Origin of the sequence: Microbacterium sp. 22215, assembly GCF_052045655.1 — a bacterium.
Lineage (GTDB): Bacteria > Actinomycetota > Actinomycetes > Actinomycetales > Microbacteriaceae > Microbacterium > Microbacterium phyllosphaerae.
This window is the reverse complement of the sequence record NZ_JBQEPC010000010.1, coordinates 1-24,270: the sequence shown is the minus strand read 5'-3', so window position 1 is coordinate 24,270 and position 24,270 is coordinate 1. Positions and strand designations below refer to the sequence as shown.

22 protein-coding genes are annotated in these 24,270 nt (G+C 69.6%); 5 read left to right on the top strand and 17 right to left on the bottom strand.

All coding sequences use genetic code 11. From position 1 onward, the window contains the following. Positions 1 to 16 precede the first annotated feature (16 nt). The 8 genes from ACTJKH_RS14985 to ACTJKH_RS14950 form a co-directional block, all read right to left on the bottom strand. Complete coding sequence (locus ACTJKH_RS14985) at positions 17 to 1,294, bottom strand: S8 family peptidase (protein ID WP_440737569.1); 1,278 nt, start codon at positions 1,292 to 1,294, stop codon at positions 17 to 19. 11 nt (positions 1,295 to 1,305) lie between these two features. Then, positions 1,306 to 1,848: a DUF501 domain-containing protein gene (locus ACTJKH_RS14980; RefSeq protein ID WP_440737568.1), complete on the bottom strand. Its 543-nt coding sequence runs from the start codon at positions 1,846 to 1,848 to the stop codon at positions 1,306 to 1,308. Between the two features lie 68 nt (positions 1,849 to 1,916). Further along, the gene (locus ACTJKH_RS14975) at positions 1,917 to 2,483 is read right to left on the bottom strand and encodes an FtsB family cell division protein (RefSeq protein WP_440737567.1); all 567 of its coding nucleotides are present in this window, start codon (positions 2,481 to 2,483) and stop codon (positions 1,917 to 1,919) included. 53 nt (positions 2,484 to 2,536) lie between these two features. Beyond that, entirely contained in the window at positions 2,537 to 3,817 is a 1,281-nt protein-coding gene (eno, locus tag ACTJKH_RS14970; RefSeq protein ID WP_440737566.1) for a phosphopyruvate hydratase, read from the bottom strand. 100 nt (positions 3,818 to 3,917) lie between these two features. Then, positions 3,918 to 4,577, bottom strand: coding sequence for an O-methyltransferase (locus ACTJKH_RS14965; protein WP_440737565.1), 660 nt, complete (start codon positions 4,575 to 4,577; stop codon positions 3,918 to 3,920). Positions 4,578 to 4,608: 31 nt separating this feature from the next. Continuing rightward, positions 4,609 to 5,559 carry a lysostaphin resistance A-like protein gene (locus tag ACTJKH_RS14960; RefSeq protein ID WP_440737564.1) on the bottom strand — a complete coding sequence of 317 codons (951 nt, stop codon included), beginning with the start codon at positions 5,557 to 5,559 and terminating at the stop codon, positions 4,609 to 4,611. 55 nt (positions 5,560 to 5,614) lie between these two features. Beyond that, the gene (locus ACTJKH_RS14955; RefSeq protein ID WP_440737563.1) at positions 5,615 to 6,628 is read right to left on the bottom strand and encodes a DUF1648 domain-containing protein; all 1,014 of its coding nucleotides are present in this window, start codon (positions 6,626 to 6,628) and stop codon (positions 5,615 to 5,617) included. Next, a complete protein-coding gene (locus ACTJKH_RS14950; protein ID WP_434329804.1) occupies positions 6,625 to 6,975 on the bottom strand; it encodes a GntR family transcriptional regulator in 351 nt (116 codons plus the stop codon). The genes ACTJKH_RS14955 and ACTJKH_RS14950 overlap by 4 nt, the downstream gene beginning before the upstream one ends. Positions 6,976 to 7,073: 98 nt before the next feature. On the opposite strand from ACTJKH_RS14950, the gene ACTJKH_RS14945 reads away from it, so the two are divergent. Further along, the gene (locus ACTJKH_RS14945) at positions 7,074 to 7,544 is read left to right on the top strand and encodes a PaaI family thioesterase (RefSeq protein WP_440737562.1); all 471 of its coding nucleotides are present in this window, start codon (positions 7,074 to 7,076) and stop codon (positions 7,542 to 7,544) included. A 52-nt stretch (positions 7,545 to 7,596) separates the two neighbouring features. Beyond that, positions 7,597 to 8,823 (top strand): APC family permease, encoded by a 1,227-nt coding sequence (locus tag ACTJKH_RS14940; protein ID WP_440737561.1) that lies wholly within the window; start codon positions 7,597 to 7,599, stop codon positions 8,821 to 8,823. On the opposite strand, the gene ACTJKH_RS14935 is transcribed toward ACTJKH_RS14940, so the two are convergent. Together ACTJKH_RS14935 and ACTJKH_RS14930 are read right to left on the bottom strand one after the other, a co-directional pair. Continuing rightward, positions 8,824 to 9,624 (bottom strand): helix-turn-helix domain-containing protein, encoded by an 801-nt coding sequence (locus ACTJKH_RS14935; RefSeq protein WP_440737560.1) that lies wholly within the window; start codon positions 9,622 to 9,624, stop codon positions 8,824 to 8,826. 2 nt (positions 9,625 to 9,626) lie between these two features. Beyond that, on the bottom strand, positions 9,627 to 9,860 hold the full coding sequence (locus ACTJKH_RS14930) for a hypothetical protein (protein WP_210099269.1): 234 nt from the start codon (positions 9,858 to 9,860) through the stop codon (positions 9,627 to 9,629). 84 nt (positions 9,861 to 9,944) lie between these two features. Here ACTJKH_RS14930 and ACTJKH_RS14925 point away from each other — a divergent pair, with 84 nt between their 5' ends. Beyond that, positions 9,945 to 10,466, top strand: coding sequence for a VOC family protein (locus ACTJKH_RS14925; protein WP_440737559.1), 522 nt, complete (start codon positions 9,945 to 9,947; stop codon positions 10,464 to 10,466). On the opposite strand, the gene ACTJKH_RS14920 is transcribed toward ACTJKH_RS14925, so the two are convergent. The 4 genes from ACTJKH_RS14920 to nhaA form a co-directional block, all read right to left on the bottom strand. Beyond that, entirely contained in the window at positions 10,438 to 11,247 is an 810-nt protein-coding gene (locus ACTJKH_RS14920) for an SGNH/GDSL hydrolase family protein (RefSeq protein ID WP_440737558.1), read from the bottom strand. The genes ACTJKH_RS14925 and ACTJKH_RS14920 overlap by 29 nt on opposite strands. A gap of 59 nt (positions 11,248 to 11,306) precedes the next feature. Beyond that, on the bottom strand, positions 11,307 to 12,557 hold the full coding sequence (locus ACTJKH_RS14915) for a histidine--tRNA ligase (RefSeq protein ID WP_440737666.1): 1,251 nt from the start codon (positions 12,555 to 12,557) through the stop codon (positions 11,307 to 11,309). A gap of 65 nt (positions 12,558 to 12,622) precedes the next feature. Next, the gene (locus tag ACTJKH_RS14910; RefSeq protein WP_440737665.1) at positions 12,623 to 13,234 is read right to left on the bottom strand and encodes a MazG family protein; all 612 of its coding nucleotides are present in this window, start codon (positions 13,232 to 13,234) and stop codon (positions 12,623 to 12,625) included. Between the two features lie 67 nt (positions 13,235 to 13,301). Further along, positions 13,302 to 14,468 (bottom strand): Na+/H+ antiporter NhaA, encoded by a 1,167-nt coding sequence (gene nhaA, locus ACTJKH_RS14905; RefSeq protein WP_440737557.1) that lies wholly within the window; start codon positions 14,466 to 14,468, stop codon positions 13,302 to 13,304. Between the two features lie 88 nt (positions 14,469 to 14,556). On the opposite strand from nhaA, the gene ACTJKH_RS14900 reads away from it, so the two are divergent. After that, on the top strand, positions 14,557 to 17,244 hold the full coding sequence (locus ACTJKH_RS14900) for a phosphoenolpyruvate carboxylase (RefSeq protein ID WP_440737556.1): 2,688 nt from the start codon (positions 14,557 to 14,559) through the stop codon (positions 17,242 to 17,244). Positions 17,245 to 17,393: 149 nt separating this feature from the next. Then, positions 17,394 to 18,764, top strand: coding sequence for an NADP-specific glutamate dehydrogenase (gdhA, locus tag ACTJKH_RS14895; RefSeq protein WP_440737555.1), 1,371 nt, complete (start codon positions 17,394 to 17,396; stop codon positions 18,762 to 18,764). Between the two features lie 91 nt (positions 18,765 to 18,855). Here gdhA and ACTJKH_RS14890 read toward each other — a convergent pair whose 3' ends face one another. The 3 genes from ACTJKH_RS14890 to ACTJKH_RS14880 all read right to left on the bottom strand — a co-directional run bounded on the left by ACTJKH_RS14890 (position 18,856) and on the right by ACTJKH_RS14880 (position 24,168). Then, positions 18,856 to 20,283, bottom strand: a complete 1,428-nt coding sequence (locus ACTJKH_RS14890) for an APC family permease (protein ID WP_440737554.1) — start codon at positions 20,281 to 20,283, stop codon at positions 18,856 to 18,858. A gap of 157 nt (positions 20,284 to 20,440) precedes the next feature. Continuing rightward, positions 20,441 to 23,545 (bottom strand): aminotransferase, encoded by a 3,105-nt coding sequence (locus tag ACTJKH_RS14885; protein ID WP_440737553.1) that lies wholly within the window; start codon positions 23,543 to 23,545, stop codon positions 20,441 to 20,443. After that, on the bottom strand, positions 23,542 to 24,168 hold the full coding sequence (locus tag ACTJKH_RS14880) for a gamma carbonic anhydrase family protein (RefSeq protein ID WP_440737552.1): 627 nt from the start codon (positions 24,166 to 24,168) through the stop codon (positions 23,542 to 23,544). Before ACTJKH_RS14880 ends, ACTJKH_RS14885 begins: the two co-directional genes overlap by 4 nt. Positions 24,169 to 24,270 lie beyond the last annotated feature (102 nt).

The window sequence follows — 24,270 nt, the reverse complement described above, 5'->3', positions numbered from 1 at the left end:
AACAACTCCTCGGGAGTCAGGGATGTGGCGTGCGAGCGCGCGCCGATCGGATGCGCCGGGCAGCTGCGGTGACGCCAAGCGCTACCAGGATACCAGGGACTGTGAGTGCAATCAGCGGCAGGGTACCGTAACGCAGAGTTTCAGCGCTGGGAAGCAGCGGTGAAACGGGTTCGCTCGGCGCGTCGGCGGCGGGCAGCGGGGGCACTTCGACCGGTGTGACCGTGGGCTCGGGCTCCGGAACGGACTCCGCCCTCCGGTACAGCCGGACCCACTCGGCGAGGTCGCCCATCGGGTTCTCGTCCACCTTCGCGACGTCTGCACTCACGGCGGCATCGGCGTCGACGAGACCGTACCCGTAGAGCGGATCCGGCAGCTTCGTCGTGCCCGGCACAGGGATCGCCGTCTTGATGATGCGGTTGATCACGTTGGCCGCGTCGAGATCCGGATGCGCCGACCGGATGAGTGCCGCGATGCCTGCGACGATCGGCGCTGCACCGCTGGTGCCGCTCCACGAAGCGACCTTGCCGTCGGCGGAGACGCCGATCAGGCCCTCACTGGGCGCGGCGATCCCGATGGTGATGCCCTGCGTCGAAGCCTCGACGCTGGCGGTGCCCGTCTGGTCGACCCCGCCCACCGTCAGCACGCCGGGAATCGTCGCGGGGGCACCGATGATGTTGGTCCCGCTCCCCCTGTTCCCCGCAGCGACCACGACGACGACGTCGTGGTCGAACGCGTAGAGGAAGGCGTCATCCCAGCTCTTGTCCCAGTCGAGTGTGTTGGTCGTGAACGAGAGGTTGATGATGTCGGCACCGTGATCGACCGCCCAGTGCATGGCCTTCGCCACCTGGTCGGTGAACGGGACGGCCGCAGCGGCGCCGAAACCGACCGAGATCGACAGCAGATCGGCCTCCGGCGCGACCCCGATCATGCCCTTGCCGTCGGCAGCACCGCGGCCCGCGGCGAGCGACGCCACCCACGAGCCGTGGTTGCCATCGATCGCGCCGACCGGAGTGCGTCCGTCGGGGGTTCCGGTGCCGGACACGTCCGTGCCGCCGGTGACCGCCTCGTCGAAGACGCCGGGCACCTTGCCGATGCCGGTGTCGATGACCGCGATCGTCACGCCGTCTCCGCGCGTCGTCTGCCACGCATCACGGATGCCGGCGCCGTCGAGCCAGTACTCCGAGGCGCGCACCGGGTCAGCCGGGTCGTCCGGCACGGGAGGCGGAGTCGCCGCGGCTCCCAGCAGCAGGACGGATGCCACGACGGTCGCCGCTGCGACGCCGTTGCGCAGCATCCGACCAGGCTTCATGCCGACGACGCCCCGGCGTCGCGCAGAGCCGCACCCGGGTCGTCGCACCGGCACCGCTCGGGGGACCAGCTCGAGCGCTCGAGCGCCAGGTCGCCGATCGGATTCACACCGGGCCCTGCGGCCAGAGCGTGACCTGCCAGAGCGTGGAGGCACTTCACGCGTGTGGGCATGCCGCCGGCGGAGATGCCGTCGATCTCGCTCACCTCGCCGAACTGCTCGCGGTCGCTCAGATACGCCCGGTGCGCGGCGAGATAGGCCGCCGCGATGTCCTCGTCGTCGGCGAGAAGCGCGGCGAGCTCGGGCATGACCTGCGTCGCCTCGAGCGTCGACATCGCCGCGGTCGCCGCGGGGTGCGTCAGGTAGTAGAACGTGGGGAACGGCGTGCCGTCGGTGAGCCGGGGCGCAGTGGCGACGACCGTCGGGTTTCCGCACGAGCAGCGCGCCGCGATGCCGACGACGCCTCGAGCCTGCCTTCCCAGCTGGGCCGACACCACAGCGAGCTCGGCGGTAGTGGGGGCGGGGTATGGCGGCGTGGTCACCCCACCAGCGTACGGGAGACGCCCGGGAAGATGCTCGGAGGCCTCGCCCTGGCGGGATGTGGCGACGTTCAGCGGGCGACCGCAGCGGTGTCGCTGAGTCCGGCGGCCGTGAGGGTGCGCAGCAGCTGCGGCATCCAGTCCGACGGCGTCTCTTCGAGAGTGTCGCTGACCGGGCCCTGCTGCTGCGGAAGCGCCGCAGGGTCGAGGTCGTTGTCGATCAGGTAGACGACTTCGCCCGGCTTGACGTAGTACAGACGCTCACGAGCCTGGGTGGTGATGTACGCCGGGTCCTCCCAGCGCTCGCGCTCCTTCTCGAGCGCGGTGATCTCGTCTTCGGACACCTGGATCGACTGCTCGAGTGAGGCGATCTTCTGCCGCTGGTCGATGAACGTGCCGAGTGTGGGGACGAGCACCCACGCGCCGAGGACGACGAGCGAGAGCATGATGACGGAGAAGGCCGAGAGCCGGATGCCGGAGGCCCACTCGCGCACGTCGACACGGCGGTCCTGAGTGCTTCTGCTCGTCGCGGTGCGCGACGAGCGCGAGCCGGCGGTCCGCGTCGTCGCCTTCGTCGTCTGGCCTGCGGGCCGCGAGGGGCCCGCAGACGCCGAAGGAGGAGCCGGTCGTCGTGCCACGGCTCCTCCTCCGTACGTGCCGCTCACGCGGCGTGTGTCTGTCTCAGCTGCAGTCAGCCCTGGTAGCGCGGGAACGCCGAGCGACCGGCGAAGACCGCCGCGTCGCCCAGTTCCTCTTCGATGCGCAGAAGCTGATTGTACTTCGCGACGCGCTCGCTGCGAGCAGGCGCACCCGCCTTGATCTGACCCGCGTTCGTGGCGACGACGAGGTCGGCGATCGTGGTGTCCTCGGTCTCGCCCGAGCGGTGCGAGAGCATCGCCGTGTAGCCCGAGCGCTGCGCGAGGCTGACCGCGTCGAACGTCTCGGTGAGCGTACCGATCTGGTTGACCTTGACGAGCAGCGAGTTGGCGACGCCGCGCTTGATGCCGTCGGCCAGGCGGGTCGGGTTCGTGACGAACAGGTCGTCGCCGACGAGCTGGACCTTCGAGCCGAGTGCGTCGGTGAGGAGCTTCCAGTTGTCCCAGTCGTCCTCGGCGAGCGCATCCTCGATCGTGACGATCGGGAAGTCGTTGACGAGGCCCTGGTAGTACTCGATCAGCTCGGGGCCGGTCCAGTCCTTGTTGTCGAGGCGGTAGACGCCGTCGGAGAAGAACTCGGTGGCTGCGACGTCGAGGCCGAGGGCGATCTCGGTGCCCGGCTTGAAGCCGGCCTTCTCGATCGCCTTGACGAGGAAGTCGAGACCCTCGCGGTTGCTGGGCAGGTCGGGGGCGAAGCCACCCTCGTCGCCGAGGCCGGTCGCGTAGCCAGCGGCCTTCAGCTCGCCGCGCAGCACGTGGTAGGTCTCGACGCCCCAGCGGAGCGCCTCGGAGTAGGTCTCTGCACCGATCGGCGCGAGGAAGAACTCCTGCATGTCGATGCCGTTGTCTGCGTGCTCGCCGCCGTTGATGACGTTGAACAGCGGGACGGGCAGCACGTGCGCGTTGGGTCCGCCCAGGTAGCGGAACAGCGGCAGGTCGGCCGAGTCGGCCGCGGCCTTCGCGACGGCCAGGCTGACGCCGAGGATCGCGTTCGCGCCGGTGCGCTGCTTGTTCTCGGTGCCGTCGGTCTCGATCAGGATCTCGTCGACGATGCGCTGCTCGCTCGCCTCGACGCCCTCGAGAGCCGGGCCGAGCTCGTCGATGATCGCGTCGACGGCCTTGAGGACGCCCTTTCCGCCGTAACGGCTCTTGTCGCCGTCACGCAGCTCGTATGCCTCGAATGCGCCGGTGGATGCACCGGACGGGACGGCGGCCCTCTGGACGACGCCGTCGTCGAGGAGCACCTCCACCTCGACGGTCGGGTTTCCGCGCGAGTCGAGAATCTCGCGTGCGCCTACAGCCTCGATCAGTGCCACTGATGTGCTCCTTGCTCAGAGAAAAGGTGTGTGGAGCGTCGTCGATCCGCGCCCCAGTCTAGCCCGCCCGTCGATCAGGCCCCTGGCCCGCGTCGGAGGGTCACACCACGAGGGCGACCGCGATGCCGTCCCACCCCTTCGCCCCCACGGTCTGTAGTGCGGTGGCGTCGAAGCGAGGGTCCTCCCCCAGCATCCGCAGGCCGTCCCTCGTACCGACCACCTTGGGATCGGTGGAGTCCTCGCGGACGATCTCGCCCTCGCGCCCGATGTTGTCGAGGACGACCACGGTGCCGGGGCGCCCGAGCCTCGCGGCCCAGTCGAGGTAGATCGTGTTCGACTCCTTGTCGGCGTCGATGAAGACCAGGTCGAAGCCACCGACGAGGGTCGGCAGCACGTCGGCACCGCGGCCGATCCTGATGTCCACCCGATCGCCGACTCCCGCCGCGTCGATGCTCGCCCGCGCCACGGCGGCGTTGTCCGCCTCGGCCTCAACCGTCACGACACGACCTTCCGGGCCGACCGCGCGCGCGAGCCAGATCGTCGAATACCCGCCGAGAGTCCCGATCTCGAGCACCCGGCGAGCGCCGCTGATCCGTGCGATCAGGTTCAGCAGCTTGCCCGAGACCGGTGCCACCTCGATCGCGGGCAGACCTGCATCGCGCTGGGCGGCCAGGGCCGCCTCGAGGTCCGGGTCGTGGCCGACGAGCAGGTCGGCGAGGTAGGCGTCGGCGTCGGACCAGGCGTCGGGAGTGGAATCCATGCCCTCAGCCAACCGCGCGGTCTCGGGGGCGTCAAGGGGCCGCGGGATGCCGGTCTCCGCGCGGGGCCGACAGCAGCCGGCCCGGCGCGCCCGCGAGCTCGGGCTGGTGACGGAACTGCCCTGTGAGGGCGAGGATCACGATCACGACGGTCGCCACGATCCACCCGGCGACGCCCAACGGGCCGGCGAGCGCGAGGTCGGGCTGCGACGCGGCGACGAGGATCACGAGTCCTCCCGCGGCGTTCAGCGCCCCGTGGGCGAGGACCGCCGGCCAGATGGACGCCGAGCGCAGACGCAGCCATCCCAGCAGGATGCCCCACGCGACGCAGCCACCGATCATGAAGAGCACGCCGGTGATGTCGGTGCGGCCGAAGTTGTAGCCGAGAAGGATCACCGGACTGTGCCAGAGGCCCCAGATGACCCCGCTGATGAGCAGCGTCGGCCAGGTGCCGAGTGGCCGGAGCGCGGGCACGAGCCATCCGCGCCAGCCGAGCTCCTCACCGAACGCGATCACGCTGTTGACGAGGGCACCGACCGGGATCATCGCGATCTGTGAGAGGACCAGGAGCTCGATCGGCGGCATCGGAGTCCCCTCGGGAACGAGTTTCGCGACCTCGGCCGCAAAACCCGCGAACGTGGGATCGAGCCGGATGAACCCGAGCGCCGCGGCGATCATGATGCTGAGACCGACGAGGAGCGGGGGCGCGAGCCAGCCGACGACCATGAGCCAGACCACGCGCTTGGCCGGTCTCAGCGGCCAGAGGCCGAGGAAGCGCACGCGTTCACCGGGCGCGGGGATGCGCATCGTGAACGTGATGACGAGCGCCGCCACTGCGGGCGTGAGCATCATCACCGGCAACAGCACCCCCGCGATCGGTTCTGCGAGCCCGTCGCCCAGCCACAGTGGCAGGGACACGAGCCAGGCGAGCCCGCACGCGAGCACGGTGAAGGCGGTGATGGCGGCGACGCGGGTGCGGGTCATGACGGTACTTCCCTGTTCGTGTGCTGCGGATGCGGGGGCTGGCGCACGGTCGACGTCACGTGGCAGCGGCGAGGACGGATGCCGCGGTGGCCGCGTCATCGACCGTGACGACGAACACCCGCCCGTTCGTCCGGGTGACCTCGAGGGCATCCCCCTTGCGGAGCACGATCCCGCGCCGACCGTCCATCCCGAACCGATACCCCCAGCCGCCGAACTCGGCGAACGGGTCGACCTGCACCGCTCGGGCGCTCGCGATCTCAGCCGGCGGGATCTCGATGCGCGGCCACCCCGCCACCGAGCGCACTCGGAGACCGGCGGCGCTCGCACGGACACGGAAGGTGAGACTGGTCGAGACCAGCACGACGAGCACGAGGGCGACTGCCGCCGTGATCCATCCTGCGGCGATGCCCTGAGCCAGCAGAAGCACGCTCATCGCGACCACGACGAAGACGCCGATCCCGAGCACGACCTGGCCGGTCCGTGCGACCGTGACGGTCTTCATCCACACCGCCCGTTCGTGTTCGGCCAGGGGCAGCGGCGTCGCGGCGGCGCCCGACGAGTCGGGCAACACCGGCACCGAGGGCTGCAGGAACCAGCCCGCGACGGCGAGACCGAGCATGACGAGCAGGAGGACCGGGACCCACGGCGTGATGTCCGCGGCATCCGCGGCATCCGTGAGGCCGCGCTGCGCGGCGGTCGAGGCGATGGCCAGCATCGCGAGCATGCCCGCTGTCCCGAAGCTGACGGCGCCGAGCAACCGGGCCGTCGCCGACCACTGGGGCTGCGGGATCGGCGCGGCGGCGCCCTTCTGCGGGAGCCGATGCGAGAACAGGGCGATGAGCGCGAAGAGCAGGACGGTGCCGCCGCCGAGGCCGATCAGCAGGGCGAGGGGCGTCCACCGAGGCCCGAAGCCGTCGGCGCCGTCGAGACCCCAGTGGATCGCGGCAGGTTCCGGCACGTCGGGGAGCCAGGCGAGGACCACGATGGTCGCCAGCGCGATCAGCGCCAGCGGGAGGATCACCCCCACCCACCAGAAGGCGGTGCGGGCTCTGCGAATCTCGGGGGTCATGCGTCGGTCTCCTTGATGAGGGCGGCCAGGGTCGTGGGAGAGACGCCGAGGGAGGCGGCGCGGGCGACCAGCGCGGTGATGTCGTGCGAGAGCTCGGCGAGAGGCGCGGCGGAGGCTGCGACCACCGCTCCCCTGCCACGGCGCAGGTCGATCAGGCCCTCGTCTCTGAGCTGCTGGTAGGCACGGAGGACCGTGTGCAGGTTGATCTCGAGGGCGTCCGCGAGCTCGCGCGCGGCCGGCAGCCGGTCGCCGGGTCCGAGCCGCCCCGTCAGGATGTCGGCACGGACGGACGTCGCGACCTGGTCGAAGAGCGGCCGAGCGCTGTCGGCATCGATTCGAATCAGCATCGCGTCCTCAATTTCTATTAGTTATAGGAGAACTATAACAACTGTCGGAACCCTCCAGCAAGCTTCGCCTCGCCGGCAACGTCGTCCACACTGACCTCATGCGCATCACTCCCCGCCGCCTCGCCATCGGCATGAGCCTGTGGGTTCCCAACCTGTTCAGCGGAATCCGCGTCCGCCGCTTCAGTGAGGACTGGACCCACGCGACCGTCGAGCTGCATGTCAACGTCTTCACCCGCAACTACGTCAAGACCGCGTTCGGCGGCTCGATGTCGGCGATGACGGATCCCTACTTCTTCATGCTCGTCATGCACCAGCTCGGACGCGACCACGTGGTGTGGGACACCCGCGGCGAGATCGAGTTCCTCAAGCCCGGCCGCGGCGTCCTCACGGCCGAGTTCGAGGTGAGCCGGGAACGCGCCGCGGAGATCCGTGAGCGCGCCCACGGCGGCGCCAAGGTGCTCGAATGGTTCGAGACGGTGATCACCGACCGCGACGGCGATGTGGTCGCCAAGGTGCGTCGCGAGGTCTACATCCGTGAGAAGAAGCGGGTCACCTCGGCACGAGGCTGATCTGCGACGACGAGTACACCGTGAATTCACCGCGCCGTGGCACGATGACGGGATGCCCCTCGCCCGCCGCCTGACACTCGGCGACGCCACAGCCATCGGACTCGGCTCGATGATCGGCGCCGGAGTGTTCTCGGTCTGGGGGCCGGCGATCGGAGTCGCCGGCAGCGGCATCCTGATCGCGCTCGTGATCGCCGCGATCGTGGCGTACTGCAACGCCACCGCGTCGGCTCAGCTCGCCGCCGTGCACCCGGTCGCCGGCGGTACCTACGCGTACGCGCGCGCCGAGATCGGTCCGTGGTGGGGATTCGTCGCGGGCTGGAGCTTCGTGGTCGGCAAGATCGCGAGCTGCGCGGCGATGGCCATGACCTTCGCGGCGTACGCGGCTCCGGACGGGTGGCAGCGGCCCGTCGCGATCGCGGCGGTGGTCGCCCTCGTGACCGTCAACTGCCTCGGCATCACGCGGACGGCTCTCGTGACTCGGATCCTCGTGGTCTGCTCGCTCCTCGGGCTCGCCCTCGTGGTCGCGGTCGGCCTCGGCTCGGCATCCGCGTCGACGCCCTCTCCTCTCCCCGACGCGACCGCCTACGGGGTGCTGCAGGGTGCCGGACTCCTCTTCTTCGCGTTCGCGGGATACGCACGGATCGCGACCATGGGCGAAGAGGTCGTCGACCCCGCTCGGACGATCCCCCGCGCCATCGCGCTCGCGCTCGGCGGAGCGGTGTTCGTGTACGTGCTGATCGGGATCACGGTCGTCGTCACGCTCGGCGGGGAGGCCGTGTCGAGCTCGGCGCCGCTCGCCGACGTGCTCGCATCGACCGGGTGGGCCGCGTTGACACCGGTCGTCCGGATCACGGCGGCCGCCGCCTCGCTGGGCGCGCTGCTCGCCCTGCTCACGGGAATCGGACGCACGACGCTGGCCATGGCGCGAGAGAAGGATCTTCCGTCGTTGCTCGCGAAGGTCGACGACCGTCGACAGGTGCCGCGTCGCGCCGAGATCGTCATCGCCGTCATCGTGGTCGGGATCGTGCTCGTCGCCGATCTGCGAGACGCGATCGGGTTCTCATCCTTCGGAGTCCTGCTGTACTACCTGATCGCGAACGCCGCGGCGTTCCGTCAGCACGGTGCCGTGCGTCGCCACCCCCGCGCACTGCAGGTCGTCGGGGCGCTCGGCTGCCTGCTGCTCGTGAACACGCTGCCGGTGCTGGCGTCGATCGTCGGAACGGCCGTCGTGCTGACCGGGGTGCTCTACAGGGTGGTCCGACTGCGGCTGACGCGCTGATCAGGCGTGCGGGGTCGCTGCGGGCTCCTCGCCGGATCCCCCGCGATACGTGCGTGGAGCGATCCCCAGGATCCTGCGGAAGTCGCGCGTGAGGTGCGCATGGTCGGCGTATCCCAGCTCGGCTGCCAGCTCGGACAGGTCGGCCCCGGGATCGAGTCGGAGCCGCTCAGCGGCTTCCTGGAGCCGGCGCCGCCGGATCATCGCCGCCGGAGCGATGCCCACGTGTCGGTGAGCCAGCCGTTGGAGGGTGCGCACCGACACCGCGAGCCGCGTCGCGGCCTCCTCGACGGTATCGGCGGCTCGGTCTCCCATGAGGATCTCGACGAGCGCGTTCGCCTGAGCTGCCGCACCGTCGATCGGGCCGACTCGATGTGCGAGCCAGTCCGAGAACGCGGCGACGGCACGCTCACGCCGCCCGTCGCCCGAGCGCATCGCGGCACCGACCGACTGCGCCAGGTCGGGGGCGTCGACGATCGACTCGGCGTCGACGAGCGCCGCCGGATCACCGGTGAGCGCTGCGACGGCGGCCGGCCGCAGCAGAGCGCCCACCGCCCACCCGGTTCCGCTCAGGTCGCGATGCGATGCGTGCGTCGTCGCACCCGACAGCGTGACCACGCCCTGCTCGACGACGAGGTTCAGCGCCGGGTAGCCGACGATGTCCTGCCTCGACGATCTGCCGGGCTCGATGTCCCACTCCGGGATCCAGAACCAGACGACGAGATCCCGCGCGTTCGCCGCGGGCGGCAGACGATGGAACTCCGGCAGACGTGCCGGGTACAGCACCCCGCGCGTCTGGCGCACGCTCACTCGCCGTTCGGGCGATCCGGCGACGAACCCACGGCGCTCGAGGACGGCGACGCGATCGGATCAGCCGGAGGCCACACCACGAGCAGGAACGCCGCGATCGGGCCCAGGAAGACCGTGAGCACGAACCACACCAACGCGGATCGGTTCCGGGTACGCGCGAATCCTCCGGCGAGGATCGCGACCGTCAGCCACATCGCGGACACGGTGGGCCCGAGGTAATCGACATCCATGCCCTCGACCCTACGACGAGACCCGTGGCGAGGTTGTCGCGAATGTTCAAGCGCACGATGCGGGTCTTTCCGTACCGTGGCGACATGACCACCGAGAACACGACCGGCGCGACCGGCGCACACACCACAGACGGACGACCGCACAGCGCGACCTCCCTCACCCCGTTCCTCGCGATCCCCGGGGCGCGCGAAGCGATCGACTTCTATCGCGACGTCTTCGGCGCCCGCGTCGTCGACGTCACCGAGTTCGGAGGCGTCGTCGCCCACGCCGACCTCGACTTCGGTCTCGGACGCCTGCAGCTGGGCGAGCCGAGTCCTGAGTACCACCTCGTTCCCGCGCCCGCGGGCGATGACGACTGCTACTCGATGGGGTTGTACGTCCCCGACGTCGACGTCGTCGTCGAGCGTGCCGTCGCCGCCGGGGCGACGGTGCGGGAGGCTCCGTCGGCGTTCGTCTCGGGAGACCGCTTCGCGAGCATCCGGGATCCCTTCGGCGTCCGGTGGTCGGTGATGACCCGCGTCGAAGACCTGTCGGACGAGGAGAGCGCGCGACGGGTGGCCGAGTGGGCCGCGTCGTTCAGTGCTGCACCTGAAGACGCGAGCTGAGCGCGGTCTCCGCGGCGAGGCAGACGGTCGAAAGCAGCGCCTCGGCCGTGCGCCGGTAGCCCAGAGGACTCGGATGGAAGCGATCCATGCTGAACATCGCATCCGGATCGTCGAAGAACATCGGCCCGACGGCACGACGGAGATCGACCGGGCGTGCCCCCGCAGCGAGCGCCGTCTCGGTCTGCGCCTCGGCGAGCCGACGCGACATGCTGGACACCAGGCGACGCAACGGCTGCGGCACCGGGCGCAGGGCGCCGAGATCGGGGCAGGTTCCGACCACGACCTCGGTGCCGCGACGGCGCAGACGCAGGATCGCATCGCGCAGGTGCTGCGTCGAGACCGCGACCGCGATCCGGTGGGTGACGTCGTTGCCGCCCACCACGATCACGGCCACGTGCGGCGCGTAGTCGTCGGGAAGGTCGGCGAGCTGGGCCGCGAGGTCCGGTGACTCCGAGCCGACGACCGCTGCGGTGCGCAGATGGACGGGCCGCCCCAGCCGTCGTGCGAGGCCCTTGGCGAGGCGACCGCCGAGGGTCTGCTTGCGCCGCTCGGCGCCGAGACCCGCCGCGAGCGAATCCCCGAGCAGGAGCAGCTCGATCGGATCACCGCCGAGCGACGGACGCCACAGTCGGTCGCTGTCGAGTGAATGCTCGCCGAGCGGCTTGCCGATGCGTCGGCGAGCGATGGCCGCCTGATGCGAGAGGACGGATCGGATGCCGGCGGCCACCGCCATCGCGGCGACACCGACCCCTGCGAAGGCGACGAGATGCTGTCGTCTCATGTGCCGATTCGACCCGACCGGCGTGAACGCCGCGTGAACGGCATCCGGCGAACCGGGCCTCAGGACAGGGGCTTGAGCTCCAGCTGCGCGACACCGGCAGAGACGGTCGCGAACTCCGTGTACCCGTCGGCGGCCGAGCGCTCGAGCAGCGCCTTGACGTTCTTCGTGCGTCGCTCCAACCGCACCCTGGCACCGGACGCCACGAGTGCGGCCTTGTGGGTCACGAGCTCGACCACCGGAACGTCGGCGTCGTGGATGAGCACGACCGCCCGCTCGCCTGCGTCCACTCCCGCCGTCACGAGGTCGACCAGGCGCTCGAAGCCGAGGGAGAACCCGACAGCCGGCACCTGCTGGCCGAGGAATCGCCCGATCATGCCGTCGTAGCGACCTCCGCCGCCCAGCGAGTACGACACCGAAGGGTGCGCGAGCTCGAAGATCGTGCCGGTGTAGTAGCCCATGCCGCGCACGAGGAACGGATCGAAGACGAGCGGGATGTCCGTCGCGCCGCGACCGGCCGCCACGGCCTCGCCGATGCCGACGAGGTGTCCGACGATCTCGTCGGGGGCGTCATCGGGCAGCGCCTTGCGGATCTGCCGTTCACCGAACGGGTTGTACTCCATCGTCTGCGGGCGACGCAGGAACGACTCGAAGGCGTCGACGGCGGAGGCAGCGGCGCCGCGTTCGCGCAGCTCCGCGGCCACCCCCTCGGGCCCGATCTTGTCGAGCTTGTCGATCGTGATCAGCACGCCCGGGCGCTCGTCAGCGACGAAGCCGAAGCTGTCGAGCATCCAGTCGAGCGCGCGCCGGTCGTTGATGCGCACGGTCGCGCCCTCGAGACCGAGCGCGTCGACGGCGTCGAGCGAGGCGACCATGAGCTCGGCCTCTGCCCGCGACGAGTCATCGCCGATGATGTCGATGTCGCACTGCACGAACTGGCGGTAGCGGCCCTTCTGCGGACGCTCGGCACGCCACACCGGGCCGATCTGGATGGAACGGAAGACACCGGGCAGCTGCCCGCGGTTGCTCGCGTAGAAGCGCGCGAGCGGAACGGTGAGGTCGTAGCGGAGCCCGAGGTCGGCCAGGGCGCCCTGGTCGTCGGCGGCCTGGCGGATCGCGTCGGCGTCGAGGCCCCGGCGCAGCACGTTGTAGGCGAGCTTCTCGTTGTCGCCGCCGATTCCGGCGTGCAGGCGCGAGTACTCCTCGAGTGCGGGCGTCTCGATCTCGTCGAATCCGTGCGACCGGTAGCGATCGCGGATGACGGAGAGGACGCGCTCACGGCGGGCCTTGTCGGCGGGGAGGATGTCGCGCATGCCGCGCGGCGGGTTCACAGTAGCCACGCCTCCATCTTTCCAGGTCGGCAGGGCGGCCTGTGGCGTCAGGCTCCGGATTCGGCGTCGCGCACGTCGGCTTCGAGTCCTCGGAGCCGCTCGCGGAGCGCGCGCTCGGCATCCCATCCCTCGGCGCGAGCGATCGCGACGAGCTCGAGCAGAGCGTCGCCGAGCTCCGCCTCTGTCTCAGGTGCGGTCGCGGTGCCGCCGGACGGGCCCGCGACCTCGACGCCTGCCCCTGCGGCTCGTCCGACGATCTTCTGCGCGAGTGCGAGTGCAGGCATCCCTCGAGGAACGCCGTCGAGAACACTCCGCCTCGCGCGCTTCTCCGCCGCCTTCGCGGCGTTCCAGTGCACGAGCACCTCATCGGGGGTGGTCGCGACCTCCCCGGCGAACACGTGGGGGTGCCGGCGGACCATCTTCTCGGTCAGGGTGTCGGCGACGTCGTCGATGTCGAACGGGTCGTCGGGGTCCTGTGCGGCGATCGCCGCATGGAACAGCACCTGCCAGAGCAGGTCGCCGAGCTCTTCACGCAGGTCGGCTCGCGTGCCGCTCTCGACGGCGTCGATGACCTCGTGCGACTCCTCGATCAGGTACGGCACGAGGTCGCGATGGGTGATCTGCTGTGACCAGACGCACCGTTCGCGCACCTCGCGCATGGTCTCGGCCGCAGCCCGCAGCGGGTCGCGATCCTGCTCTTCGGTCACTGTTCCTCCTCGAACGCGGTCAGGATGTCTCGGCGTTCAGCCGACGGTACGAGCGTGCCCGGAGCGACACGATCACGGCGGAGAGCACGAGCGCCAGCAGCGATCCGACGAGCACGCCGAGGATCGCCTGATCGCGGATGCCGGCGTCGGACGCGAAGGCGAGGTTCGCCAGGAGCAGCGAGACCGTGAACCCGATTCCGCCCAGAGCACCGGCGGCCAGGATGTCGCCGAACGGCAGCGCAGGAGCGGCGCCACGGGGACGGATGCGCATCGCCAGCCAGCCGAACAGCGAGATGCCGAGGATCTTGCCGACGGGGAGAGCGACCACGATCCCCCAGAACGCCGGTGAGAGCTCGGAGAGCGCGAGATCGGGGATCACGACGAAAGCCGCGACGAAGGCGAAGACGGGCAGGATCACGCCGTTGACGGTGGGTTCGAGGGCGTGTCGGGTGCGCGCCGCGGGAACCGGCGACATCACGAGTCCGAGCATCACGCCGGCGATCGTCGCGTGGATGCCGGATGCGGCGACGAGTCCCCAGGCGAGGAGACCGACGACGACCATCGCGACGGCGATGGCCGCATGGCCCGTGGCATGGAGCAGCCTGCTGAGCAGCCAGAACACCGCGACCGCGACCACGGCGAGCGCCAGCATCAGCCACTGCACGTCATGAGCGAACAGGACCGCGATGAAGATGATGCCGATGATGTCGTCGAGGATCGCCAGCGCCAGGAGGAACACGCGCACGGTCGGCGGCAGCCCACGCCCGAAGACCGCGAGCACGCCGAGTGCGAAGGCGATGTCGGTCGCGGTGGGGATCGGCCAGCCGGTCGCCGTCGCCGAGTCGCCCGCGATGAGCAGGTAGACCGCGATCGGCACCAGCACACCGCCGGCCGCCGCGATCGCAGGCTGCACGGCCTTGCGCGGGGAGTCGAGCTCTCCGTGCGTCAGTTCGTGGCGCAGTTCGATCGCCACGACGAGGAAGAACACCGCGAGCAGACCGTCCGACACCCAGTGCTCGATCGAGAGATCGAGCGACGTGCCCGGCACGGCGATGTGGAAGTCGAGGACCGCGGCGAGCGCGTCATGGGTGGGCAGGTTCGCCAGGAGGAGACCGAGCCCGGCCGCGACGAGAAGGAGGACAGCCGGGAACTGCTGGCTGCGGAGGGGGTTCGCGGAGATACGCATCGTCTCCATGGTAGTTCGCAGGGCATCGCCGCCGTCTCTCATCGTCATGAGTTCAGAGCACCACCCCGAGCCGGGATACTCTCGAACGGTGACCCCCGAACACGCCTTCCCCGAGCCCACCGACACCTCGGCCATCCGCATCATCGGCCGTTTCGAAGCGGGCCGCGGCATTCCCGACGCGATGCGCTCCGATGTGAGAATGCTCGGCGCCCTCCTCGGCCAGGTACTGCGAGAGGCGGGCGGTGACGATCTCTTCGAGGACGTCGAGCGTCTGCGCCTCGCCACCATCCAGGCCTACGACGAGGAGACGTCCGACGCATTCGAGCGTGCGGCCGCCATCGCCGAGTCGTTCAGCATCGCCCGCGCCGACGAGGTGGCTCGTGCGTTCACGTGCTACTTCCACCTCGTCAACCTCGCCGAGGAGCACCAGCGCGTGCGCGTCCTGCGCGAGCGCGCCGGACAGCCCGGCCGCGAGGATGCCGCCGACACGGTCGCCACGGCGTACGCCCGGCTGAAGACCGAGGTCGGCGACGACGAGGCGCGCCGTCGCCTGGAGGGTCTGCGCTTCCACCCGGTCTTCACCGCTCACCCGACCGAGGCCCGACGCCGGGCCGTGTCGTCGAGCATCCGTCGCCTGTCCGAGTTGCTCACCCAGCACGACGCGGCGAGCGAGGGGGGCTCCGAGGAGCACCGCGCTCGTCGTCGGATGCTGGAGGAGATCGACACCCTCTGGCGCACCGCGCCGCTGCGCGCCGAGAAGCCGTCTCCGACCGACGAGGTGCGCACGGTCATGGGCGTGTTCGACGAGACGCTGTTCACGACGGTCCCCCATGTCTACCGCCGTATCGACGACGCGCTCCGCGGTGACGACTCCGGTTCGACGCCACCCGTGGTGCCCGCATTCGTGCGCATCGGATCCTGGGTCGGCGGCGACCGCGACGGAAACCCGTTCGTCACGGCATCCGTGACGCGCGAGGCCTCGCAGATCGCCTCGGACCATGTGCTCCGCGGCCTCGAGCGTGCGCTGGAGCGCATCGGCCGCACCCTCACCCTCGACGCCGAGGACACCCCCGCGAGCGCGGCGGTCTCGGACATCTGGGAGGCATTCGCCGCCGCGGAGCCGCGCGCCGCCGAAGAGCTGGGTGCGCGCTCCCCCGGTGAGCCGCACCGCCGGGTGCTGCTCGCGCTCGCCCACCGCGTGGCCGCGACCCGTCGAGGAGACGAGCAGCGGTACAGCCGCCCCGAAGAGCTCCTCGCCGACCTGCGCGCCGTGCAGGCGTCTCTGTCGGATGCCGGAGCGAAGCGTCACGCCTTCGGCGGGGTGCAGCACCTGATCTGGCAGGTGGAGACGTATGGCTTCCACCTCACCGAGCTCGAGGTGCGTCAGCACTCGCAGGTGCACGCGAAGGCGCTCGCCGAGCTGGCGAGTGGCGAGCCCATCAGCGCGCAGACCGAGGAGGTGCTCGAGGTCTTCCGCGCGATCGCCGAGATCCAGCGCGACCGGGGCCTCCGCGCCGCCGGCCGCTACGTCGTGTCGTTCACGCAGGCCGCGTCGGACCTCGCGAACGTGTACGCGCTCGCACGGCACGCACTCGGCGACGACGCTCCCGTGCTCGATGTCGTGCCGCTGTTCGAGACGTTCGCCGACCTGCAGGCCGCACCCGAGATCCTCGCCGAGGCGGTGACCTTCCCCGAGTTCCGGGAGCGGATGGCCGCCACCGGCAACCGGCTCGAGGTCATGCTCGGATACTCCGACTCGTCGAAGGACGTCGGCCCCGTCGCCGCCAACCTCGCTCTGTACGAGGCGCAGGAGAAGATCGCGCTGTGGGCGCAGGAGTCGGACATCGAGCTGACGCTGTTCCACGGCCGCGGCGGCGCCCTCGGCCGAGGTGGCGGACCCGCCAACTCGGCGATCCTCGCGCAGCCGCCGCACTCGGTCGACGGTCGCTTCAAGCTCACCGAGCAGGGCGAGGTCATCTTCGCCCGCTACGGCGAGCCGGCGATCGCGATGCGTCACATCGACCAGGTCGCCGCGGCGACCCTGCTCGCGTCGTCGCCGACCGTCGAGAAGCACACCAGCGACTCCGCCGCCCGGTTCGCCGACATCGCCTCGGTGATGGACCGCTCCTCGCGCGAGCGCTTCTTCTCGCTCGTCAAGGCCGAGGGCTTCGCGCACTGGTTCGCGACCGTGACGCCCATGGAGGAGATCGGTCTGCTCGCGCTGGGCTCGCGCCCCGCACGACGAGGCCTGTCGGTCGAGTCTCTCGAAGACCTCCGCGCGATCCCGTGGGTGTTCGCGTGGACGCAGGCGCGCATCAACCTCGCCGGCTGGTTCGGTCTCGGCACCGCACTGGCCGCCGTCGGCGACGAGGCCCGTCTCATCGAGGCGTATCGCGAGTGGCCGCTGCTGCGCACGATGATCGACAACGTCGCGATGAGCCTCGCGAAGACCGATGAGCGCATCGCTCGCCAGTACCTCGCCCTGGGCGATCGGGACGATCTCGCCCAGCTGGTGCTCGATGAGATGACGCTCACCCGCGAATGGGTGATCCGCCTCACTGGCGGTGTCGGTCTCCTCGAGAACAAGCCGATCCTGCAGCGCGCCGTGCAGCTGCGCACGCCCTACGTCGATGCCCTCTCGCTGCTGCAGCTGCGTGCCCTGCGCGCGCTGCGTGACCCTGCGGAGGCGACGGGTTCCGGTGCGGAGGACGAGCAGAAGCGACTGCTGCTGCTGTCCGTCAGCGGTGTCGCCGCCGGCCTGCAGAACACCGGGTGACCCGCCCCGTCGTCGCGATCGACTGCATTCCGGTGTGAGAGTCCTCACCTCGGCGTGCCCGCTAGAGTGAAGATTCTGCCCGATCCGGCGACCTCTCACGCGACACGATCGCACGCACCATCTTCTTCCCCCGTTCAGAAAGCTCTCGCGTGACTTCTTCGTCTTCCGCCGACTTCCATCCGCTCGCCGACTCCGTGCAGCCCGTCTTCGACACGGTCCTCGCCCGCAGCCCCCACGAGCCCGAGTTCCAGCAGGCCGTGCACGAGGTGCTGAACTCGATCGCCCCGGTGCTCGCGCGGAACCCGCAGTTCGTCGACGGGGGCATCCTCGAGCGTCTGGTCGAGCCGGAGCGACAGATCCTGTTCCGCGTCCCCTGGGTCGACGACGCGGGTCGCATGCAGGTCAACCGCGGCTACCGCATCCAGTTCTCCTCGGTGCTCGGCCCCTACAAGGGGGGCCTCCGATTCCACCCATCGGTGAACCTCTCGATCATCAAGTTCCTCGGCTTCGAGCAGATCTTCAAGAACGCGCTCACGGGACAGGGAATCGGCGGCGGCAAGGGCGGATCCGACTTCGACCCGCACGGCCGGTCGGACGCCGAGATCATGCGCTTCTGCCAGTCGTTCATGAACGAGCTCTACCGCCACCTGGGCGAGCACACCGACGTCCCCGCGGGTGACATCGGTGTGGGCGGTCGCGAGATCGGCTACCTCTTCGGCCAGTACCGCAAGATCACCAACCGTCACGAGTCGGGCATGTTCACCGGCAAGGGCACCGGGTGGGGTGGCGCCGAGGTGCGCACCGAGGCCACGGGCTACGGCGCCGTGTTCTTCGCGCAGGAGATGCTCGGAGTCCACAACGACTCTCTCGAGGGCAAGCGCGTCGGCGTCTCGGGCTCGGGCAACGTCGCGATCTACGCGATCCAGAAGGCGACGCAGCTCGGCGCGACCGCCGTCACTGCGTCCGACTCGTCCGGCTACGTCGTCGACGACGCCGGCATCGACGTCGACCTGCTGCGCCAGATCAAGGAGGTCGAGCGCGCTCGCATCGTCGAGTACGCCAACCGCCGCCCCGGTGCGCGCTTCGTCGAAGGAGGCAGCGTCTGGGAGGTTCCCGTCGACATCGCGGTGCCCTCCGCCACGCAGAACGAGCTCGACCTCGCTGCCGCCGAGGCGCTCATCGCGAACGGTGTGCGGGCGGTCTCGGAGGGCGCGAACATGCCGTGCGTGCCTGCAGCCGTCGACGCGTTCCAGGCTGCGGGCGTGCTGTTCGCCCCGGGCAAGGCAGCGAACGCCGGTGGCGTGGCGACCTCCGCCCTCGAGATGAGCCAGAACGCCTCACGTCAGCGCTGGAGCTTCGACGCCAGCGAGAACAAGCTGCGCGAGATCATGGCCGACATCCACAGCGCCGCCTTCGACGCCGCCGAGCGGTACGACGTCGCCGGTGACTATGTGGCGGGTGCGAACATCGCCGGATTCGAGCGCGTCGCCGGTGCGATGCTCGCGCAGGGTGTCATCTGACCCGACGTCGCGCGCGTCCTGAGACGACAGAAGAGCCGCTTGCCTTTCGGGTGGGCGGCTCTTCTGCATCCGTGTTCTGTGCGTGCGGGGATCAGCTCTCGTCGACCGGCACCTTCACGACTTTGTTGTACCCCGTGACAGCCTGGTTCTCGTCGAACGCGACCACCTTCTTGCGGAATCCCTTCGTGATGACGGCGAGGTAGATCACGCCCAGCACGGTCCAGACGAGACCGCCCCGCAGCGCATCCTCATGCAGGTTGACCCACAGGAGCCCCGTCAGCAGCATGCCGATCCCGGGCATCACGATGTACGAGAAGATGTCGCGAGGCGTGTGGCGCCGTCCCTTGCGGATCGCGAACCACGCGATCACCGAGATGTTCACGAAGGTGAAGGCGATCAGCGCCCCGAAGTTGATCCACGCGGCGATCAGTTCGAGCGTGAACGGGATCGCGAGCAGTGAGATGGCGCCGACCAGCACGATGTTGAAGGTCGGCGTGTGGGTGCGCGGGTTGATGTAGCCGAACGCCTTCTGGGGCAGCACGTTGTTGCGACCCATGACGAGCAGCATGCGCGAGACCGATGCGTGCGAGGCGAGGCCCGAGGCGAGGGTCGCGCAGAATCCGGCGGCCGTCAGCACTGCCATCAGCACGTCGCCGCCCACGAGGTTTCCGATGATGGGCAACGTGGAGTCCTCGACATACTGCATGTCGCCACCGGGAGCGAACTCGTTCCAATCGGGGAAGCGGAGCTGCGTCACGTATCCCGCGATCAGGAAGATCGCCCCACCGAGGAGCACGGTGAGGAGGATCGCCTTCGGCATGATCTTCGGGTCCTTCGCCTCTTCGGCGTACATCGTGACGGCGTCGAAGCCGATGAACGAGAAGCAGACGATGGTGGCTCCCGTGAGCACCGCTCCGATCGTCGCGCCGTCGTGGATGAACGCCGCAGAGGAGGCGATCGTGGCTGCGCCCTCTCCGCGCATCAGCTGGGCGACGACCATGACCACGAAGACGACCATCACGACGATGGAGAACACGAGCAGGATCATGTTCATGTTGGAGGTGCCTCGCATGGTCATGTAGATGATGCTCGTCACGAGGATGCAGTACAGCACGACCCAGATCCACCCGGGGATGTCGGGGAACAGCGCCTCCAGGTAGCTGCGGATGATGAGGCAGTTGACCATCGGGAGCAGGACGTAGTCGATGAGCGAGGTCCAGCCGACCATGAATCCGAGGTTCGGATGGATCGATTCGCGGACGTAGGTGTACGCGGATCCGGCGCTCGGGATGGCGCTGGAGATCTTGCCGTAGCTGATGGCCGTGAAGACCATGACCACGAGCGCCACGAGGTAGGCGGCGGGGACGACGTTGTCGGTGTCGCGGGCCACCATGCCGAACGTGTCGAACACCACGGTCGGCGTCATGTAGCCGAGTCCGAGCCCGACGATCGCCCAGAGACCGAGGTTGCGCTTGAGGGTTCCTCCACCCTGCGCGAGCGGCTTCGTCTTCGTGGCCATGTGTACTCCTTCGGGAACAGCGCATGGGCCGGACTTCGGGTCGTCCGACGCTGAGCATCAGTATGTACCCGAGATATTCGACAGCGGAAGAGCTGATCTGATTCGAAATGCGCATTTAACATGACAAATCCACGCGGGATTCGAAGACGACCCGAGATCACCAGCCTTCGGAGAGCACCCGATCCAGCATCGCGACGACGTGATCGGCGCTCTCGAACGCCAGGCACAGCGGCGGCTTGATCTTCAGCACGTTCGACCGTTCGGAGGTCGTGAGCACGATGACGCCGAGCTCACGCAGTCGCTCGCAGATCGCCGCCGCCTCGGCAGCGGCCGGCTCCATGGTGTCGCGGTCGCGCACGAGCTCGACACCGAGATAGAGCCCTTCGCCGTGGACGGGACCGATGAGCGGATGCCGGAGCGCCAGCCCGCGAAGCGCCTCAGACAGGTGTCGGCCGACCTCGAGCGCGTTGCGCTGCAGGTCGTCCTCGACCATGGCGTCGAGCACGGCGAGGCCGACGCGGCAGCTCAGCGTGCTGCCACCGGCCGAGGAGAAGAACTGACCCTGGGCGCTGAGAGCATCGGCGATCCGCCGTGAGGTGATCACTCCCCCGATCGGGAACCCGTTGCCCATGGGCTTCGCGATCGTGACGATGTCGGGCACGACGCCTGAGCGCTCGAACCCCCAGAAGCTCGAGCCCATCCGTCCGAAGCCCACCTGCACCTCGTCGGCGATGCAGAGCCCACCGCGTGCGCGCACCAGCTCGTAGGCGCCCGCCAGATAGCCGTCGGGCAGCAGGACTCCGCCGGCGTTGCCCAGCACGGATTCGCACAGGAAAGCCGCGACGTCGCGCCCCTCTGCGGCGAGACGGTCGAGGTCGACAGCGAGGTCGGCGAGGTAGCTGTCGGCTGTATCGTCTCCGCGGTACGTGCCACGGAAGGAGTTGGGCACGTCGGCGACATGCACCCAGTCGGGGCGCGTCTCGAGCGCATGAGGGTTGTCGTACGCGCTCGTCGTGACGGCATCGCTCGCCATCGTCCACCCGTGATAGGCCTCGCGGAGCGCCACCACCGTACGTCGTGCGGTCGCCGCCTGCGCCAGGCGGATGCCGAGATCCACCGCCTCCGAGCCGCTGTTCACCAGCAGCACGGTGTCGAGTCCGCTGCCCTCGGGCATCAGCGCGATCAGCCGCTCGCTGTATTCGGCGAGGTCACGGAACAGGAAGCGCGAGTTCGTGGCGAGGGTCTTGAGCTGCCGATTCGCGGCCTCGGCGACCTTCGGATGCCCGTGGCCGAGGCCTGCGACGTTGTTCACCATGTCGATGTGACTGCGACCCGTGGTGTCGATGAGGTGATGCCGCCAGCCGCGTTCGATCTGCGGCGGGTGCTCGTAATAGCGCTCCTGCGCTTCAGCGAAGATCCGTTCGCGACGGTGGAGTTCGTCGCGCGAATCGTCGCGCTGCGCGAGCGCCGGAAGCCCCAGCAATGGGGCGGGGTCGGCGGTGAAGCGGCGCCAGGCGTCGACCCGATCCGGCCTGACCAGGTGTGCGGCAGTGGGGTCGGCGGGCAGCGACGGAGCATCCGCTCGGCGGAGTCCTACGACCAGCGTCCTGATCTCGAACGACGCCGCGAGTCGGCCGATGCTCTCACCCTTCTCGACCCTGCCGTTGCGTGTCGGCTCGAAGTCAGGGCCGCGGAGATCGAGTTCCCACCCGCCGTCGATCGTGATGCGCACACTGCCGTCGGTGATCTTCAGGTCGCCCTCGACGGGCGCGATCATGCGCGACGACGGCCCGGGAGCGACGTGCACCTCGGTCTCGACCGGCCAGGTCGCCGCGGCATCTGCGGTGTCGACCTCGGTGCGCGTGAGTCGGAACACGCCGTATGGCATCACGGCGGCGCGTGCGCCCTGGGCGTGAGCCGCGGTGATGAGCTGCGCCTCGGCGTCATGAGCCATCCAACGGCCGGCATCCAGTGCGTCGGATTCCACGCCGGGGTCGGCGACGACGACGCGACCGTCGAGCTCGGGCAGCAGCGGAGCGAGTGGGGAGATCAGGTGATCGCCGTCGGGCGGCGGTGCGTCCTCCTCGGGCCCCTCGCGCTCGGGCGTCTCCTCCTCTGATCCGTCCGCCTCCGATGTCTCGACTCGCGACGCGGCGACGACCGGCGCAGTGACGACCGGCCCGGGCACGACTGACACCTCGACGACCGGCTCCTCGACGACCGGCACCTCGAAGGCGGGGGCGTCGAATCCCAGCCTGTCGAGCACCAGCTCCGTCGCCTCGACGAGCGGCACAGCGGTCGCGGCGTCGAAGATGGCCTGCTCCCCCGCGATCCGCTCGCGCGCATACTCGTTGTCGCCGTCGATCTGGAGCTGCCTCCAGCCGCTCGCGACGAGGAGCGCCGATCGCAGCACGACCAGCGGCCAGACGGCGAGCGCCTCATCGCGGCTGAGGGGTGCATCCGCGTGGAACGCGGCGACGGTGTCGAGTGCGCGCAGAGGGCGCTCGGGTTCGTGGTGGAGCATCGACGAGACGCACACCGCGAGTTCGGCGACCCGCCAGCCGAGGCCGAGATCGCCGAGATCGAGCACGACGTGCGGGTGCAGTCGAGAGTCAGTGCCGCGCCGACCGGTGACGTTGTCGTCGGTGAGATCGCCGTGGATCGGCTGCACCGGCAGCCGATCGGCCACGACCGCCATCGCCTTCTGCGCGACATCGGACGCCGTGCGCACCCGCGAGCGCAGCTCCGCGTCGGTCACCGACGGCGCCAGCATCGTGATCTGCTCGAAGGCGACGCGCATGTCCCACATCTGCTCGCGGTCGAGGCCGGGATGCTCGAGGCCTGCGAGCGCGTTCACGGATGCCGCCGCGAGCGACCCGAACTCCGCGAGCACGACCGGCGCGAGGTAACCCGCATCGACGAGCGCCTCACCGTCGGCGAACTCGCTGCGTCTCACCGCGAATCCGCGCCATCGCTGTGTGAGCGCACCGTCGAGACCGGGCAGCACGGCGGGAACCGGCACTCCGGCCGCGCGATAGGCCTCGAGGGCCTGATGCTGCGCGTCGCGTGCCTCATCACCGAACACCGGGTTGTCGACACGCAGGACACTGCGCGTCCCGTCGGTCTCGACGAGCACGAAGTTGCGATCCTGATTGCTGCCGAGTTCGCTCGCCACCGCGTCGATGCCGTAGCACTCCCGAGCTATCGCGGCCGCGTCGGCCGCACTCACATCGGGTCGGACGAGACCTGCGCCGTCGCTCACCCTCGACCCGCCGCGCGGCCGTCGGCGTCGAGACGCACATCGTGGGCGTGACGCGCGAGCGAGCTGCCGTAGCGCTCCGTCAGCTGCACCATCAGATCGGGGGTGTCGCGGTCGACGCCGAAGACGTGACCGGGGAAGTCGAGCTCGGGCTGCGCGGCCGAGATCTCCGCCTCGCGGTCGGGCGAGAGCAGCTGCACGGGGTCGCCGACCGCGACCCATCCGATCGGCACGACCGTGCCGGCCGGCAGCACGGCGCGTCGGTGCACGATCGCGTTGACCCTGACCTCGCATCGGTCGCCGACCAGGGCGCCGTTGAAGATGCGCGCGCCCGAGGCGAAGAAGACCTCCTCGCCCACCGTCGCACCGGCGATGCTCGCCAGGGTGCCGACGAGCGTGTGCGCGCCGATGTGCACGGCATTCGCGGCGGTCGCACGGATGAGCGCGTTCTCCATCACGATGACGTGCTCGCCGATCGTGATCGGACCGCCCTCCGCCGTGATCACGGCGCCGTGCAGCACTTGGCAGCCGGCGCCGATCTCGACGTCGCCGGAGATCACGGCGGTGGGAGCGACGACGGCGGTGTCATGGATCCGGGGCCGAGCCCCGAGGTGCTCGTACAACATGACGCCAGCGTAGTGCTGCGAGGCGCACGGCGAGAAGGCGGCTCCCGGCGTGGAGCGAGCAGGAGCTCCGCTGCTACGCTGTCGCCCATGCAATGCCGGTGA